Source organism: Streptomyces sp. NPDC028331, assembly GCF_055565775.1.
The window spans coordinates 32,242-47,026 of sequence record NZ_JBVHTR010000025.1 but is presented as its reverse complement, the minus strand read 5'-3'; the positions used below and the strand labels follow the sequence as shown (position 1 = coordinate 47,026).

The following is a 14,785-nucleotide window of genomic DNA, read 5'->3' as shown; positions in this document are numbered from 1 at the left end:
CGCCCTGTCTAGCCGGCCTTCGTGTAGGTCAGGGCCTCGCCGCTGGCCGTGTTCACGCGTTTGAGGCGGCCGTCCGGGAGGAGCGTCAGTTCCGTCGCGCCGCCCGGGGTGCAGGACGACGCCGGTCCGCCGGTGGTGACCGTGGACGGGCCGATCATCAACGGGCCGTCCGCGGTGGGCTTCTCGGCCAGCTCCGCCCGGAAGACGCAGTGGTACGTGTCGCCGTCGGCGGTCAGCGACAGCACCGGGTCGCCGACGTCGCCCTGCTGGACGACCAGGCGCCGGGTGTTGTGCCCGGTGGCGTTGTCGATCAACGCGGTCCAGGTGCCGAGGTAGGCGTCGGGGATTGCACCCGGGGAGCCGGAGCCGGCCGACGCCGGGGCCGAGGCCGACGGGGACGATCGACCGGCTGTGCTCGGGCCGGGGGTCGTGGGCGCGGCGGAGGTCCGCGACGCGGTGGTGCCCGTGCCCTCCCCGCGCAGCACCGCGTACACCGAACCGCCCGCACCGAGCGCGACGACCAGGGCGACGACGATCAGCACGGCGGTGAAACGGCCGCTGCGCCGCGGGGGCGCCGGATCGCCGTACGCGGGCGCACCGTACGGCGACGTGCCCCAGCCTCCGGGGGCGGGCGGGTGGGGGTGCTGCTGCGGCGGCCCGAAGACGCCGGGCGGAGGAGGGACCGCGCCGTAGGGAGCGCCGGAGGCGGGGGCGGGCCCAGGGATCGTGGGAGCCGCCGGGGGTGCCGGAACCGTGGGCGCGGATGCCGGAACCGTGGGCCCGTCGACGGCCTTCGTAGCCCCCGGCCCCTCTTCCTGCGGGCGCTCCGGACCCCGCGGGCTCACCGGGCTCCCCGGATCTTGCGGCCCAGCCGGAGCCTCCGTCCCCTCCGGATCCTCCCGGTCCTCCCCGTCCTCCCGAACCTCCGGATCCTCCGTGTCCAGCAACCGCACCGCAAGGCGCCCCAGTTGGGCGACCAGGGCGCCCGGCAGCCAGGGTTCGCGGCTGCGGCCCTCGCTGAGCGTGTCGTCGGCGCCCGTGCGTTCCAGGATCTGCTCCGGGGTCGGCCGCGCGGACGGGTCCTTGCGCAGGCAGTCCCGCACCAGGTCGGCCAGCCCCTCCGGCAGGCCCTCCAGGTCCGGGTCCTCCTGCGCGATGCGGAACATCAGGGCGTGCACCCCGCTGTTCGCGCTCCCGAAGGGAAGGGTGCCCGTGGCGGCGTACGCGAGCACGGACCCCAGGCAGAAGACGTCGCACGCGGGCGTGACGCGGTCCCCGCGCACCTGCTCGGGCGCCATGAAGCCGGGCGAGCCGACGAGCGCCCCGGTGCGGGTGTACCCGGCGCCCGTGACGGTCTCCAGTGCGCGGGCGATGCCGAAGTCGATGACCCGGGGGCCGTCGATGGTCACGAGGACGTTGGACGGTTTCAGGTCGCGGTGGATCAGCCCGGCGGCGTGGATGTCCCGCAGGGCGTGGGCGAGCCCGGCGGCCAGCACGCGCACGGACCGCTCCGGCAGGGCGCCGTGGTCCCGGGACACGACGGTCTGGAGGGTCGGCCCGGCGACGTACCCGGTGGCGACCCAGGGGATGTCGGCCTCGGTGTCGGCGTCGAGGACGGGCGCGGTCCAGTACCCGCCGACCTGCCGGGCGGCCCGTACCTCCTGCCGGAAGCGGGCCCGGAACTCCTCCTGCTCGGCCAGTTCCCGCCGCACGAGTTTCACCGCGGCCGTACGGCCCCGGTCCGACCGGGCCAGATACACGCTGCCCATGCCACCGGCCCCGAGCCGCCCCAGCAGCCGATAGGACCCCACTCGCTGTGGGTCACCGGCTCGCAGCCGTTCCATCGCCGCCTCACCTGCCCCCCTGTGCGTGCGACAGCCAGAGAATAGTGCCGTCCTCGCAGGAGTCGGCAGCGGCGATGTCCACGGTTCCGTAACAGGCCGCGGTGTGGCGCCCGGAACCCGACAACCTGTCGCGGATTGCCTCCCACCGCAGACATCCCGCCCATGTCCCGACCGCCCCGCCCGCTCCTAACCTCGCCGCATGATCCCTCAGACCGATCCCCAGGCCGGCGCCGCGGTCAAGGCCGCGGACCGTGCGCACGTCTTCCACTCGTGGTCAGCGCAGGAGCTCATCGACCCGCTCGCCGTCGCCGGTGCGGAGGGGTCGTACTTCTGGGACTACGACGGCAACCGCTACCTGGACTTCGCCAGCGGGCTCGTCTTCACCAACATCGGCTACCAGCACCCCAAGGTCGTCGCCGCGATCCAGGAGCAGGCCGCGACCCTGGCCACCTTCGCACCGGCGTTCGCCGTCGAGGCCCGCTCCGAGGCCGCCCGGCTGATCGCCCAGCGCACCCCCGGCGACCTGGACAAGATCTTCTTCACCAACGGCGGCGCCGACGCGATCGAACACGCCGTGCGGATGGCGCGCCTGCACACCGGCCGCCCCAAGGTGCTGTCCGCCTACCGCTCCTACCACGGCGGCACCCAGCAGGCCGTGAACATCACCGGTGATCCGCGCCGCTGGGCCTCCGACAGCGGTGCGGCGGGCGTGGTGCACTTCTGGGCGCCGTTCCTGTACCGCTCGCGGTTCTACGCCGAGACCGAGCAGCAGGAGTGCGAGCGGGCGCTGGAGCACCTGGAGACGACCATCGCCTTCGAGGGCCCCGGCACCATCGCGGCGATCGTGCTGGAGACCATCCCCGGCACCGCCGGGATCATGGTCCCGCCCCGCGGCTACCTCGCGGGCGTGCGCGAGCTGTGCGACAAGTACGGGATCGTGTTCGTCCTGGACGAGGTGATGACCGGGTTCGGACGCACCGGCGAATGGTTCGCGGCCGATCTGTTCGACGTGGTCCCCGACCTGATGACCTTCGCCAAGGGCGTCAATTCCGGCTATGTTCCGCTCGGCGGTGTCGCCCTCTCCGGGAAGATCGCCGAGACCTTCGCCCAACGGCCCTACCCGGGCGGTCTGACCTACTCCGGTCATCCGCTGGCCTGCGCCGCCGCCGTCGCCACGATCAACGTGATGGCCGAGGAGGGCGTCGTCGCGAACGCCGCCGTGGTCGGCGCACAGGTCATCGAGCCGGGGCTGCGGGCGCTCGCCGAGCGGCACCCGTCGGTGGGCGAGGTGCGCGGCGTCGGCATGTTCTGGGCGCTGGAGCTGGTCAGGAACCGTGAGACCCGGGAGCCGCTGGTGCCCTACAACGCGACCGGCGAGGCAGGCGCCCCCATGGCCGCGTTCGGCGCCGCCGCGAAGGCGCACGGTCTGTGGCCCTTCATCAACATGAACCGCACCCACGTCGTCCCGCCCTGCACGATCACGGAGGCGGAGGCGAAGGAGGGCCTCGCGGCCCTGGACGCGGCGCTGTCGGTGGCCGACGAGTACACGGTCTGAGCGGCCCCGATCCGCACGCAGGGCACTCCTGGGCCCCCCACCGCGTAAGGTGACGTGTCTCCGGCAGGAAGACGCACCGTACACGGATGGGGGATCCAGACCACGATGCCCGGCAATGGCGCCGTCACCCGTAGCACCCTGCGGCAGCAGATCGCGGACGCGCTCCGCGACGAGGTGCTGGCCGGCCGGCTGCAGCCGGGGCAGGAGTTCACGGTGAAGGAGATCGCCGAGCAGTACGGCGTCTCCGCGACCCCCGTCCGCGAGGCGCTGGTCGACCTGTCGGCGCAGGGCCTGCTGGACGCCGTCCAGCACCGGGGCTTCGAGGTGCGCGCCTACTCGCTGGAGGACTACCGCGGCATGATCGAGGCCCGCAGCCTGGTCACCGACGGCATCTTCCACCGCCTCGTCGAGAACGGCGCGCGCGAGCGCGGGACGGCCGCGGACGATCCGCGCCGCACCGCCGCCCTCGCCGCCGTGCGCCGCCGCGGCGAGGAGGCCGCGCGCGCCGCCGCCGCCGGCGACCTGAACGTCCTCATCGGGTACGACCTGCGCTTCTGGCGCGAGCTGAGCGCCCTGTACGGCAACCCCTACCTCGCCGACTTCCTGCACCGGCTGCGCGTGCAGTCCTGGGTGTGCGCGGTGCAGCACCTGCGCCGGGTCACCGATCTGAAGGGCCGGCTGTGGTCCGGGCACAGCGAACTCGTCGACGCCCTCGCCCGCCGCGACCCGGCCGGCGCGCACGCCGTGGTGGCCGCGTACAACGCGCACTCCCTCGCGCTGCTCGAGCGGCTCGCCGCCGGATGAGCACAGCGGAGGCCGCGGACGTCTTAGAGGACATGCCGGCCATCTCCATCGACCTGTCCGTCGTCGTCCCCGCCTACAACGAGCAGGAGCGGCTCGGGCCCACGCTCGACGCGATCACCGGGTATCTGCGCGAGAGCGAGAGCCGCTTCGGCGAATGGGAGGTCGTCGTGGTCGACGACGGGTCCACCGACGGCACCCGGGACGTCGTCGGCGCCGCATCCGCCGGCGAGGAGCGCGTGCGGATCGTCACGGGCGAGCGCAACCGCGGCAAGGGCCACGCCCTGCGCCTGGGCGTCCTCGCCACCTCCGGGCGCCGGGTGCTGGTCACGGACGCCGACCTGGCCGCCCCGATCGAGGAGCTGGAGGCCCTGGACAAGGCCCTGGCCGAGGGGTACGCGGCGGCGATCGGCTCCCGCGCGGTGCCGGGCGCGACCATCGAGCGGCCGCAGAGCCGTCCGCGCCGGCTGCTCGGACGCGCCGGGAACGTCCTCATACGCCGGACCGCGCTGCCGGACGTACGCGACACGCAGTGCGGTTTCAAGCTGTACGACGGCGACCGCGCCCGCGAGGCGTTCGCCGCCTCCCGGCTGAGCGGCTGGGGCATCGACGTGGAGATACTCCGGCACTTCCGGCGCTCGGGCTGGCCGGTGACCGAGGTGCCGGTGCGCTGGGCGCACCAGCCGGGCTCCAAGGTCCGCCCGTTCGACTACGCCCGCACGGCGGGCGAGCTCGCCCTGCTCGAGGTGCGCGCCCTCCGCCCGGCCGACGTCCTCGCGGCCGTCACGTTCCTGCTGATGGCGGTGGGCCTGTACGCGGGCCGCTGGGCGGACCCGGACCACCGCTACCTCTCCGACTCGATGCAGGACCAGAACCAGTGGGAATGGTTCTTCGCGGTGACGGCCGACAACGTGGCCCACCTGCGCAATCCCCTGTTCACCACCCTTCAGGGGTTCCCCGACGGCGTGAACCTCATGGCCAACACGGTCATGTTCGGCGTGACCGTCCCCCTGGCGCCGCTCACCCTGCTCCTCGGCCCCGCGGTCACCCTCGCCCTGGTGATGACGCTCGGCCTGGCCGCCACGGCCGTCGCCTGGTACCGGCTGATCGTGCGACGGGTGGTACGGCACCGGGGCGCGGCCTTCACGGGAGCCGCGCTCGCCGCGTTCGCGCCCCCGATGGTCAGCCACGCCGCCGCGCACCCCAACTTCGTCGTCCTGTTCATGATCCCGCTGATGATCGAGCGGGCGCTGCGGCTGTGCACGGCCGCGCGGGTGGTCCGGGACGGGGTGGTCCTCGGGCTGATGGCGACGTACCAGATCTTCCTGGGCGAGGAGCCGTTGCTGCTCGCGTCCCTCGGCATGGTGCTGTTCGCGGGCGCGTACGCGGTGGTGCGCCGGGACGTGGCGAAGGCCGCCTGGCGCCCGCTGCTGAAGGGGCTCGCGATCGCCGGAGCGGTGTGCCTGCCGCTGGTGGCGCTCCCCCTGTACTGGCAGTTCTTCGGCCCGCAGAGCTACCGGAACGTCTTCCACGGCCGTTTCACGGGAAACAGCCCCCTGTCCCTGCTCGCCTTCGCCAAGGACTCGCTGATCGCCGGGAACGAGGACACGGCGAACGCCCTCGCCCTGAACCCCACCGAGCAGAACGCCTTCTACGGCTGGCCGCTGGTGGCCCTCGCCTTCGCGATCGTCGTACGGCTGTGGGAGCACGCCCTGGTCAAGGCGCTCGGCTTCACCGCCCTCGCCGCCGCCCTCCTGTCCCTCGGCCCGCGCCTGCGGTTCCCCCTGTCGCACACGACGGTCCCCGGCCCCTGGGCGCTGTTCGCGCACCTGCCGCTGTTCGAGTCCGTCATCGAGGGCCGGGTCGCCATGATCTGCGCGCCCGCGCTCGGAGTGCTGCTGGCGGTGGCGATCGAGCGGCTGGCGCGCACCCCGCAGCCGGGCACCCAGTTCCTCGGCCTCACGGCGGTCGCGGCGGCGCTCATCCCGATCGTCCCGGCTCCGCTGCCGGCCGTCGAACGCGCCCCGGTGCCCTCCTTCATCGCGGACGGCACGTGGAGGTCGTACGTCCGCGGGGACGAGACGCTGGTGACCGTCCCGCTGCCCGACTCGGGCGACGCGGAGGCGCTGCACTGGCAGATCGCGGCCCACTTCGCGTTCAAGCTGCCCGGCGGGTACTTCAACGGCCCCTGGGGCAGCGAGCGCATCGGCATCTACGGCGCCAAGCCCCGTTTCACCGCCGCCATGCTGCGGGACATCAGCTTCACCGGTGTGAAGCCGACCATCGGCGACAACTGGCGGGCGCAGGCCCGCACCGACTTCGCCTACTGGAAGGCGGGGGTGCTGGTGCTGCCGCCGCAGGAGTACCAGGACGCGTTGCGTGAGACGGTGGACAAGCTGGTGGGGCGGCCCGGTAGGCGGGTGGGCGGGGTATGGGTATGGGACCTGCACGGCGTGCACGGCTGAGAGCGACCGGCGGCCCGCGCGCCCACTACGCTTCCTGCACCACACCGATAACCCGAGGAGCTTACTGTTGGCCTGTGACCTGTGGCTGGTCCCGCTCGTCGACGTGTTGTGCCACACCCCCGACAACCCGTTCGCCGAGGAACTCGCCCTCTACGACAAGGTGCTGGGCGAGGCCGGACTGCCGTCGGTGCCGGTGTACCAGTACATGCCGGGCCTGACCGGCGAGGTGGCCCCGGTCGCCGGGTTCGACTACGACGCGCTGCACTTCCTGCGCCGCGCCTATCTCCTCCAGGTGTGCGGCCTGGCCGTGACCCCGGTGGACGAGCTGGGCGGCGACTACGAGCAGTTGCTGGAGATGTTCGAGTCGACGGCCCAGCAGTCGCACCTGGTGTGGCACTACGACCACGCGGGCGCCTACGTCCCGGTGGACTTCCCGCAGCCCCTGTCGAACGACGAACTCCTCGCGGGCGGCGGCCCCCTGGGGTCGTCCCAGGCGCTGCTGCGGGAGCTGGAGTTCGTGGCCCCGTCGATCGGCATCGACCCGGCGAACCCGCCGGCCGCCCCGGACCCGCCGCTCGCGCCCACGGCCCTGGAGGAACCCGCGCTCCCGGCCCCGTACGACCCGAGCCCGTTCGCCCGCGAACGCCATGTCTGGCTGGGCCTGCACGCGGCGGCCACGCGGAGCCTGGCGCAGGGATCGATGATCGTCTTCAGCTGAGGCCGGGGAGGGGCCCAGGGCGGCGCCCCTCCCCGCTCGTCGTCAGCTCTCGACGATGCGGATGGTGCGGATGCCCGTACCGCGGTACCGGATGGGCGTCCTGGTCAGAACGGGACGGCCGCGCGGCCACTCCACCGTGGGCAGGGCGAGGTGAAGCACGTGCGCGCCGCTCCAGTCCGGCTGCTGCTTGCCGTCGTCCTCCGCTTCTCCGGCGGCCGCTGTCCGCAGGCGCTTGCCAACGGCGGTTGCCGCAGCGAAGTCGAGCGCCTCGACGTTGATGGACGGCAGCGCGCCTAGGTGCTCGGCGACTCCCGCCCGCTCCCGTTCGGCGGCAGCCAGGCTGAGCGCCGGGATGTACACGCGCAGGGCGGGATCCTTCTCGGCCTCGACGACCAGGCGGGAGGCCATGCCGTTCCCCGCGCCGAGCGCGAGCGCGGCCGTGTCGTCGAAGATGACGGCACGCGGCAGCGGGTACTGGCCCTGCTCCCTCACTGGACCTCCCCAATGCGCCCGGCCTGCAGGTCGGCCCACAACTTCTCGCCGGCCTTCTCGTCCTCCTCGGTGTACGGCCTACCGAGGAAGTGCTCCTCGACGTACGTCTTCGTCTCCTCGTACCGCTTGCGCAGTTCTTCCTTGGTGGGCGTGGCCCCGGCCAGCTCCGCCACGAGGTCCCGCATGCTCATCCCGCGATCCCGGGCCAGTTCCTGAAGGCGGTCTCGGACGGCGGAGTCGACCTTGATCGTGGTATCAGCCATGAGCAAAGTATACCGACGGTATACCGCCTCAGGGCATTCGAGTGTGAGGGTCATCGACACTCCGTTCTTCTCTCAGTGGACCCGGCGGCACGGTTGTGCGGCCGGGAGTCTGTGCCTACGCGGGCGCTGCCTGCCCCCGCAGCAGGGCCCAGGCCAGTGCGCCGCCCCTTCGCGCGGCCTCCCGGTAGGCGGACGCGCCGGGTGTGCGCGCCTCGACCTCAACGGTCGTGACCGGCCCGGGCGTCGGCGGCGCCGGGCGCTTGCGGCGCAGTCTGTTCTCGATGAGGGCGCGCGGTGAGTACACGCGGGACGGCAGCCCGTCCGTCAGGGCCGCCCGCACTTGAGCGCTGGTCGCCCCGGCGTCCCACCACTCCTCCACCAGCGGCGCGAGCCGCAGCGCGTCTGCGGCACCGAGCGTGAGCCGGGGGTGTGTGCTGCCGAGCGAGCCGAGCAGCTTGGCGGCGAGCGCGGTGCGCTCGCTCGGAGCGGCCGGCGGCGGCAAGGACGGCGGCGGGGAGGGAGGTTCTTCTTCCCTGGTCTTTTCCCCCGAAGGGGGAGCGTCCGACGGCGCGATGTCCGACTCGCCGGAGGCCGGGTTCTGGGATTCCTCCGATTCACCCGACGGTGGCTCGTCGTCGTACGGAGTGTCGAACACCTCGTAGACGGTGATGAGTTGGCCCGTCGCCCGGCTCTTGTGCACCACCCGCCGCAGGTACCGGGATTCCTCCAGCTCACGCAGGGCGGCGGCGATTCGCGCCCGCCCCTCCTTGCGCTGCTCCGCGAGCGTGCGGATGGTGACGCGGGCGTCGTTCGGCAGGCTCAATAGGTACGTCAGTACGCCCACCGCGCACCAGGAAATGCTGCGGTCGCGGAGGAGAGCGTTGGAGAAGACGGAAAAGGCGCGCGTGGGCGTCGTACGATGAATACGCATCGGGAGGTGTAGCTCCGGGTGTCGAGCCCCCGGGTGTTGGCGCACCGCGGGGGCGTTCTTCTTGCTTGGCCTGTTGGCGCGACTCTATGGGCACGCAAAGCGACGAATGCAAGCTCAACTGGCTTTTTCAGGGCGGTAGTTCGCGTATTTCACTCCGGGGAGTGAAGGGCGGTCCGCAGGAGCAGCGTGTGGACGAGGTCCCCAGATGCTGTCGGCCGGTAACGCCAACCCAGGGGCCAGGTCAGGCCGTCCAGGGCCGGGATCGGGATGTACGAGATGCGGTTCGGGCCGGCGGTGAGGCGGGTGACTCCGTCGGGCCAGGAGCGGTGGGACGTGCTGCCGACGGGGACGAGGAAGTAGACGGCGCGTCTGCCGTTGTCCTCCTCGATGACGGGACCCGGGGCTCCGCCCGTCATGCGGGCGAGACGGTCGGCGAGGGCGAGGGCGCGGCCCCGGTCGCCGTCGATGCGGAGGGCGTCGATGCGGAGGGCGTCGAACCGGACGCCGACCTTGCGGAGTTGGATGCCGGTGGTGGGGATCCAGTCCAGGTCACTTTGCGTATTCATGCGGCCAGTTTCGGCAGGGGGCTAGCGTCTTCCATAACTCTGTGTCGACCGGTGGCAACGGTCGGAACCCGGCCAGGGCTGCTTGCGACCGGTTGAGTTCGGTTGAGTTCGGGGGTGACCGCAATGGCGCGGGCCGTGAACAAGACGGAGGCGGGCGGGACGGCGCATCTTCAGGCGGACCCGTCGTCACCGTCTCCCCCGGCGCATGGGGCGCGTTCCTCAAAGGTGTCCGTATCCCTTGAGCCCCCAGAAGGGGTGAACCGGGCATACGTACCGCATACGGGCGGTGACCCGAGGGCATGCCCCGGCCATGCGTCACCTCGTCATCGCCTCTGCCCTCTTGGCGGCGCTCGGCCCGGCCGCCGCCCCGCCCGCACATGCCGCTGCCGCCGTACCGCCCGGGCATGTGTACTTCTGGCCCGACCCCAACCAGATGGGACCCGGTGGCGCCTGGGACTACGCGCCGCCCGGGTACCGGGAGGCGGACCCCCGGGTGAAGCGGCACGCGTACTCCTTCGACTCGCACGCCTCCGTGACCGTGTACGCGATCAGCTACCAGCCCGGCGGCTGCCTGGACCGCGCGATCTACCCGGACGACTACTCCAACAACTGGGCGTGGGCGACGAAGTTCGACGGGGTCAGTGACTCCACGATGGGGTGCCAGCCGGGCTGATCAAGCAGATGCCTCCGCGTACGACGGCCGTTGCCGTGCTCCTCGTCCTCGGAATGCTCCTCACCGGCTGTGCGGAAACGGGGCCCGCACCACCCGGCCCCTCCCCCGACGACGTCATCAAGGCCGCCACCCAGAAGCTCACCGACGACTGCCTCGCCCGCCAGGGCCTGACCCCGCCCCGCCCGGGGCAGTCGACGCCCTCTTCCGCCGAGCAACGCCGCGTCTCCGACGCCCTGTTCGGATCGGGCGAGGCGGAACTGTCACTTCGACTCCCCACGGGCTACGTGGTCCGCGCTCACACCGACGGCTGCCTCGCGGCGGCCCAGCAGCGGCTCTACGGCGACCAGCGCCGGTGGTTCCGTACGTCGGTGATCGTGAACAACCTTCAGCCCGAGGCCGAGAAGACCCACCGTTCCCTGGCCGAGGTGCGCTCCCGGCACCGCGCCGAGATCGCCGAGTGGCAGCGGCTGCGTGCCCATGCCCTCGCCGAGGCCGCCTCTCTCCTCACCGCGAAAGGAAATCCTTCAGCATGAACAAGCGCCTGGCCGCTCTGCTCGCCGCCACCGCCCTGTCCGCTGCGGCCGTGCTCGCCACCTCCGCCTCCGCACAGGCGGTGCCCTGCGGCAGCGGCAACTTCTGCGTGTGGACGGAAGCGAACTTCCAGGGCCTGAAGATCGAGCACAGCGGGGACGACCACTGGTGGGAGGGGGACATGGCCTGGCACGACTCCTCGTGGGCGAACCACGGCATCTCCGGTCCGGGCGTCAAGGACCATGTCAAGGTGTACTCCGCGCGCGAGCTGCTGGGCCACGTGACGATCTGCCTGGCCCCGGGCCAGGAGGTCGGCTACAACGCCGCCGCGAACGACAAAGGCGCCTCACACACCTGGACGACCGGCTGCTGACAGCGGTGACGCCTGCCGCCCCGCTCACCCGATAGCCGGAAAAACCGCACCACTTTCTCCAGATCTGTTGCACTTTCCCGGCCCGGTACCACCCCCGCCCTTGCCATGCTGCCCGGCGTGAGCCGATCGACCCCCTCCGTCTGGCAGCCCGGGACGGGCACGGTGTACCGCGCGACCCTGGACGCGCTGTCCCAGTACGGCCCACGGCGGGTCGGCGTGACCCACGTCGCCCGCCTGGCCCGCTGCAACCGCTCCTACCTCTACCGGAACTGGGCCGGCGCTCAGGTCCTGATCCGGGACGCCACACTGACCGAGCTGCGGCGCCTGCTGCAGGTGGCCCGCGAGGCACCCGGCCCGCCGCCACCGCCACGGTGTCTCGCCGTCCACGTCGTGGTGCGTGCGGCGCGCCTGCTGCGAGAGCACCCGGTGGTGAGGACCATGGCCCTGACCGCCCCGGACCTGGTGCACGCCGCGGTACTGCGTCCGGCGACCGTGTGGCACCGGGTGGCCTGGGACTGGCTGCGCCGGCACGTGACCGGGCACCTGCCCGAGGGCACTGCACAGGACACGGTCACACTCGCCGTCCTCACCACCGCCCTGCCCTACGCCCTCACACCACCGCCCGAGGTCCCGGATCCCGCCGCCGAGCGTGAGGCCGTCGACCGCAGGCTGAGCCTTGCCCTCCACGCCTGCCTCGGCCTCCCGCCCGCCTGCCCCGACTGTGCGGACACGCCTCCCGGTAAGGGCGCAGCGGATGAAGGGCTCGCGGGCGCGTTCAGCTGATCCCCGGATCGTCGGGCACAGCCACTTCCACCTCCCGCAGCCGCTCCCCGTCCGCGATCACGTCGATGTCCGTGATCAGACCGTCGGCGAAGGTGAAACTCAGCACCAGGCGCAGCCGGCCCGCCTCGAGCATCGCCAGGCCGAGGCGGCCGTCGACCAGGACGGCGGCGGTGAAACGAGCCCGGCCCACGGACGCCATCGCGCCCTTGGCCACCGGGTGGGCACCGGCGATGCGGATCGGCTCGGGGGTCGGGACCACCGAGCGGTCGGCGCGAAGCACCACGTCGGGGTGGAGCAGCGCCAGCAGTGCGTCGAAGTCGCCGGCGCGGGTCGCGGCCAGGTAGGCCTCGACGACCCGGCGCTGCCGGGGCAGGTCGGCCGCCGGCACCGGGGTCCCCCTGACCCGGCGGCGGGCCCGGCTCGCCAACTGCCTGGCCGCGGCCGGGGTCTTCTCGAGCATCGGGCCGATCTCGTCGAACGGCACCGCGAACATGTCGTGCAGCACGAAAGCGAGCCGCTCGTCGGGCGTCAGGGTGTCCAGGACGACCAGCAGCGCAAGGCCCACCGAGTCGGCGAGCAGCGCCTCCTCCTCCGGGTCGACGACCGCACCCGTGACCGGCGCCCCGGCCGCTTCCAGCGGCTCCTCGCGCCGGTTCTCGCGCGAGCGCAGCATGTTCAGACACACCCGGGCCACCACGGTCGTCAGCCACGCGGCCGGGTTCTCCACATCGGCCGTGTCGGCGCGGTCCGCGCGCAGCCACGCCTCCTGAAGGGCGTCGTCGGCCTCGCTGAGCGATCCGAGCATCCGGTAGGCCACCGCCCGCAGCCTGGGACGCTGCACCTCGAACCACTCGGTTGCCAAAGGAAGTTCGGGCACCGTGTCACATTCCTTCCGGGCGGCGGGTCATCTCAGTAGATCACCCACTGCGTGACGGAACCGACCGATTGAGGAGAAGACCATGGACACGACTACCGCACCCGTCCTGGTCACCGGCGGCACCGGCACGCTCGGCCGCCATGTCGTCCCGCTGCTGCGGGAGGCGGGCCGCGAGGTCCGGGTGCTGAGCCGGCACCCGCACGACCCCGCACAGGGCATCGAGTACGTCACCTGCGACCTGCGGACGGGTGAGGGACTCGACGCCGCGGTGGCGGGCGTGAAGACCGTCCTGCACCTCGCGGGCGGGCCCAAGGGCGACGACGAGGCGACCCGGAACCTGGTCCGGGCCGCGCGGGAGGCCGGGGTCCGGCACCTGGTGTACATCTCGGTCATCGGCGCGGACCGCGTCCCCCTCGCCTGGCTGCGCTCCAAACTGGAGGCGGAGCGGGCGATCGCAGGGTCGGGGATCGCATGGACGACGCTGCGGGCCGCCCAGTTCCACGACCTGGCGCTGCTCATGGCCGAGAAGGTGGCCAAGCTGCCGGTGATCCCGGTGCCCGGCGGGATGCGACTCCAGCCGGTCGACGCCCGGGAGGTGGCCGCCCGGCTCGTGGAGCTCACGCTCGGCGAACCGGCCGGCCTGGTCCCCGACCTGGCCGGACCGGCGGTGTACGACCTCGCAGACCTGCTGCGCACCTACCTCACGGCACACGGCAAGCACCGCCCGATGCTCCCGGTCCGTATGCCCGGCGCGGCCGGCCGCGCCTACCGGTCCGGGGCCAACCTGACCCTCGAGGGTGCCGACAAGGGCACCCGGACCTGGGAGGAGTTCCTGGCGGAGCGGACCGACACCTTGCTCGGGACGGCCTAGAACACCGGCGCGCCGGTCCTCGAACAATACGGCTCGGACAGGAGGACTTCGTCTGAAGTGCGCGCGGCGAGTACCCGCGGGGCGCGGCCCGCCCTGTGGAAGGACGACGGGCGGGCCCGGTGTGATTCAACCCACCTGTTCTTGCCATGGGGGAAATGCCCACCTACGTTCGACGGCATGTCCCCCCACGGCCCCGCATTCCACTTCGCCCTCGATCTCGGCGCGCACGAGATGCTCAGGCGTACCCACGTCATGGAGACTCTTGGGCCCGACTGGGACCCCGCGGTGGCGCTGCGCGGCGAGGAGGAGGCGCGTGCGCTGCTGTACTCCGGTCTGGACGCGGAGCAGCAGCGCGTCTACGACGAGCTGGTGGCGGCCGGCGTGCTCCCCGCGGGACCCGGCGATGCTGCCGCTTGATCCGCAGGCCGACATCGGCCGACGCGCCTGGGGCGTGGACTGCCCGCACTGTGACGACCGGCGCGGGTGGCGCTACATGCTGTCCAACTCCGGCAGCCTGCTGCACCTGCAGTGCCCCGCGTGCCACCACGTCTGGAACCACGAGACCCACTTCGGCGCCACCCGTTCGACGCCCTGACGCGCCCGGCTCAGCTCTGCGGCAGGGGCCAGCCGAGCTGGGCGAACAGCCCCAGGCGGTCGCTCACCGCGCGGATCTCGGTGATCCGGCCCGCGCGCAGCGTGAAGATCCAGATCGCCTCGATCTCGAATGACCGCCCGGTCGGCTCGGGCATCCGCGGGTGGGCCCCGCTGTGGACGCCCCGCTGGGTGACGCGGGCCACCACCCGATCACCCTCGCCGATCAGCTCCTCCACCCGGGCGGTGAGCGGAGCCAGCGCCTCGGACTGCTGGCGCAGACCCTCGAACGCCGCCCCCGGCTCGTCCGCCTCACCATGGATGATCTTGTTGTGGTCCACGACGTCCGCCGCCATGTACTGCGGCAGATCTTCGAGCCGGCCCTCGCTGACGGCCTCGAAGAAGCCCTGGACCACCTTCTTGCCGTCGTCCACCACTGCGCTCACAACTC

The 14,785-nt window shown here is 72.3% G+C and carries 18 protein-coding genes; 11 read left to right on the top strand and 7 right to left on the bottom strand.

The window, feature by feature from the left end:
* Positions 1–8 precede the first annotated feature (8 nt).
* Positions 9–1,844, bottom strand: coding sequence for a serine/threonine-protein kinase (locus tag ACZ4SW_RS29740; RefSeq protein WP_468251759.1), 1,836 nt, complete (start codon positions 1,842–1,844; stop codon positions 9–11).
* A gap of 199 nt (positions 1,845–2,043) precedes the next feature.
* Here ACZ4SW_RS29740 and ACZ4SW_RS29735 point away from each other — a divergent pair, with 199 nt between their 5' ends.
* The 4 genes from ACZ4SW_RS29735 (at position 2,044) to ACZ4SW_RS29720 (ending at position 7,383) form a co-directional block, all read left to right on the top strand.
* Complete coding sequence (locus ACZ4SW_RS29735) at positions 2,044–3,399, top strand: aminotransferase class III-fold pyridoxal phosphate-dependent enzyme (RefSeq protein WP_468251757.1); 1,356 nt, start codon at positions 2,044–2,046, stop codon at positions 3,397–3,399.
* A 105-nt stretch (positions 3,400–3,504) separates the two neighbouring features.
* A complete protein-coding gene (locus ACZ4SW_RS29730) occupies positions 3,505–4,203 on the top strand; it encodes a GntR family transcriptional regulator (protein ID WP_468251755.1) in 699 nt (232 codons plus the stop codon).
* Positions 4,200–6,665: a dolichyl-phosphate beta-glucosyltransferase gene (locus tag ACZ4SW_RS29725; protein WP_468251754.1), complete on the top strand. Its 2,466-nt coding sequence runs from the start codon at positions 4,200–4,202 to the stop codon at positions 6,663–6,665. Before ACZ4SW_RS29730 ends, ACZ4SW_RS29725 begins: the two co-directional genes overlap by 4 nt.
* A gap of 67 nt (positions 6,666–6,732) precedes the next feature.
* Positions 6,733–7,383 carry a hypothetical protein gene (locus ACZ4SW_RS29720; protein ID WP_468251752.1) on the top strand — a complete coding sequence of 217 codons (651 nt, stop codon included), beginning with the start codon at positions 6,733–6,735 and terminating at the stop codon, positions 7,381–7,383.
* Between the two features lie 42 nt (positions 7,384–7,425).
* Here ACZ4SW_RS29720 and ACZ4SW_RS29715 read toward each other — a convergent pair whose 3' ends face one another.
* The 4 genes from ACZ4SW_RS29715 to ACZ4SW_RS29700 all read right to left on the bottom strand — a co-directional run bounded on the left by ACZ4SW_RS29715 (position 7,426) and on the right by ACZ4SW_RS29700 (position 9,635).
* The gene (locus ACZ4SW_RS29715) at positions 7,426–7,875 is read right to left on the bottom strand and encodes a PIN domain-containing protein (protein ID WP_468251749.1); all 450 of its coding nucleotides are present in this window, start codon (positions 7,873–7,875) and stop codon (positions 7,426–7,428) included.
* A complete protein-coding gene (locus ACZ4SW_RS29710; RefSeq protein ID WP_468251748.1) occupies positions 7,872–8,138 on the bottom strand; it encodes a cupin domain-containing protein in 267 nt (88 codons plus the stop codon). Before ACZ4SW_RS29710 ends, ACZ4SW_RS29715 begins: the two co-directional genes overlap by 4 nt.
* Positions 8,139–8,253: 115 nt before the next feature.
* The gene (locus ACZ4SW_RS29705) at positions 8,254–9,069 is read right to left on the bottom strand and encodes a hypothetical protein (RefSeq protein WP_468251746.1); all 816 of its coding nucleotides are present in this window, start codon (positions 9,067–9,069) and stop codon (positions 8,254–8,256) included.
* Positions 9,070–9,218: 149 nt separating this feature from the next.
* Positions 9,219–9,635 carry a hypothetical protein gene (locus ACZ4SW_RS29700; RefSeq protein ID WP_468251745.1) on the bottom strand — a complete coding sequence of 139 codons (417 nt, stop codon included), beginning with the start codon at positions 9,633–9,635 and terminating at the stop codon, positions 9,219–9,221.
* Between the two features lie 310 nt (positions 9,636–9,945).
* Between ACZ4SW_RS29700 and ACZ4SW_RS29695 the strand changes: the two genes are divergently transcribed.
* The 4 genes from ACZ4SW_RS29695 (at position 9,946) to ACZ4SW_RS29680 (ending at position 11,995) form a co-directional block, all read left to right on the top strand.
* Positions 9,946–10,308: a hypothetical protein gene (locus ACZ4SW_RS29695; RefSeq protein ID WP_468251743.1), complete on the top strand. Its 363-nt coding sequence runs from the start codon at positions 9,946–9,948 to the stop codon at positions 10,306–10,308.
* 8 nt (positions 10,309–10,316) lie between these two features.
* Entirely contained in the window at positions 10,317–10,841 is a 525-nt protein-coding gene (locus ACZ4SW_RS29690) for a hypothetical protein (protein WP_468251742.1), read from the top strand.
* On the top strand, positions 10,838–11,212 hold the full coding sequence (locus ACZ4SW_RS29685; RefSeq protein WP_468251741.1) for a peptidase inhibitor family I36 protein: 375 nt from the start codon (positions 10,838–10,840) through the stop codon (positions 11,210–11,212). The genes ACZ4SW_RS29690 and ACZ4SW_RS29685 overlap by 4 nt, the downstream gene beginning before the upstream one ends.
* A gap of 117 nt (positions 11,213–11,329) precedes the next feature.
* Positions 11,330–11,995, top strand: a complete 666-nt coding sequence (locus ACZ4SW_RS29680) for a hypothetical protein (RefSeq protein WP_468251739.1) — start codon at positions 11,330–11,332, stop codon at positions 11,993–11,995.
* On the opposite strand, the gene ACZ4SW_RS29675 is transcribed toward ACZ4SW_RS29680, so the two are convergent.
* Positions 11,988–12,872 (bottom strand): sigma-70 family RNA polymerase sigma factor, encoded by an 885-nt coding sequence (locus ACZ4SW_RS29675; RefSeq protein WP_468251738.1) that lies wholly within the window; start codon positions 12,870–12,872, stop codon positions 11,988–11,990. The two genes, ACZ4SW_RS29680 and ACZ4SW_RS29675, sit on opposite strands and share 8 nt — an antisense overlap.
* Positions 12,873–12,954: 82 nt before the next feature.
* Between ACZ4SW_RS29675 and ACZ4SW_RS29670 the strand changes: the two genes are divergently transcribed.
* The 3 genes from ACZ4SW_RS29670 to ACZ4SW_RS29660 all read left to right on the top strand — a co-directional run bounded on the left by ACZ4SW_RS29670 (position 12,955) and on the right by ACZ4SW_RS29660 (position 14,338).
* Complete coding sequence (locus ACZ4SW_RS29670) at positions 12,955–13,743, top strand: SDR family oxidoreductase (RefSeq protein WP_468251736.1); 789 nt, start codon at positions 12,955–12,957, stop codon at positions 13,741–13,743.
* A 177-nt stretch (positions 13,744–13,920) separates the two neighbouring features.
* The gene (locus ACZ4SW_RS29665) at positions 13,921–14,160 is read left to right on the top strand and encodes a DUF6400 family protein (RefSeq protein WP_468251735.1); all 240 of its coding nucleotides are present in this window, start codon (positions 13,921–13,923) and stop codon (positions 14,158–14,160) included.
* Positions 14,147–14,338: a hypothetical protein gene (locus ACZ4SW_RS29660; RefSeq protein ID WP_200422276.1), complete on the top strand. Its 192-nt coding sequence runs from the start codon at positions 14,147–14,149 to the stop codon at positions 14,336–14,338. Before ACZ4SW_RS29665 ends, ACZ4SW_RS29660 begins: the two co-directional genes overlap by 14 nt.
* Before the next feature lie 10 nt (positions 14,339–14,348).
* On the opposite strand, the gene ACZ4SW_RS29655 is transcribed toward ACZ4SW_RS29660, so the two are convergent.
* Complete coding sequence (locus tag ACZ4SW_RS29655; protein WP_200422275.1) at positions 14,349–14,780, bottom strand: ester cyclase; 432 nt, start codon at positions 14,778–14,780, stop codon at positions 14,349–14,351.
* Positions 14,781–14,785: the final 5 nt, after the last annotated feature.

Coding starts and splice junctions, on each gene's coding strand:
- ACZ4SW_RS29700 (WP_468251745.1), bottom strand. CDS start 9,635: ATGAATACGCAAAGTGACCTGGACTGGATCCCCACCACCGGCATCCAA.
- ACZ4SW_RS29660 (WP_200422276.1), top strand. CDS start 14,147: ATGCTGCCGCTTGATCCGCAGGCCGACATCGGCCGACGCGCCTGGGGC.
- ACZ4SW_RS29695 (WP_468251743.1), top strand. CDS start 9,946: ATGCGTCACCTCGTCATCGCCTCTGCCCTCTTGGCGGCGCTCGGCCCG.
- ACZ4SW_RS29710 (WP_468251748.1), bottom strand. CDS start 8,138: ATGGCTGATACCACGATCAAGGTCGACTCCGCCGTCCGAGACCGCCTT.
- ACZ4SW_RS29685 (WP_468251741.1), top strand. CDS start 10,838: ATGAACAAGCGCCTGGCCGCTCTGCTCGCCGCCACCGCCCTGTCCGCT.
- ACZ4SW_RS29735 (WP_468251757.1), top strand. CDS start 2,044: ATGATCCCTCAGACCGATCCCCAGGCCGGCGCCGCGGTCAAGGCCGCG.
- ACZ4SW_RS29740 (WP_468251759.1), bottom strand. CDS start 1,844: ATGGAACGGCTGCGAGCCGGTGACCCACAGCGAGTGGGGTCCTATCGG.
- ACZ4SW_RS29670 (WP_468251736.1), top strand. CDS start 12,955: ATGGACACGACTACCGCACCCGTCCTGGTCACCGGCGGCACCGGCACG.
- ACZ4SW_RS29690 (WP_468251742.1), top strand. CDS start 10,317: ATGCCTCCGCGTACGACGGCCGTTGCCGTGCTCCTCGTCCTCGGAATG.
- ACZ4SW_RS29705 (WP_468251746.1), bottom strand. CDS start 9,069: ATGCGTATTCATCGTACGACGCCCACGCGCGCCTTTTCCGTCTTCTCC.
- ACZ4SW_RS29665 (WP_468251735.1), top strand. CDS start 13,921: ATGTCCCCCCACGGCCCCGCATTCCACTTCGCCCTCGATCTCGGCGCG.
- ACZ4SW_RS29730 (WP_468251755.1), top strand. CDS start 3,505: ATGCCCGGCAATGGCGCCGTCACCCGTAGCACCCTGCGGCAGCAGATC.
- ACZ4SW_RS29725 (WP_468251754.1), top strand. CDS start 4,200: ATGAGCACAGCGGAGGCCGCGGACGTCTTAGAGGACATGCCGGCCATC.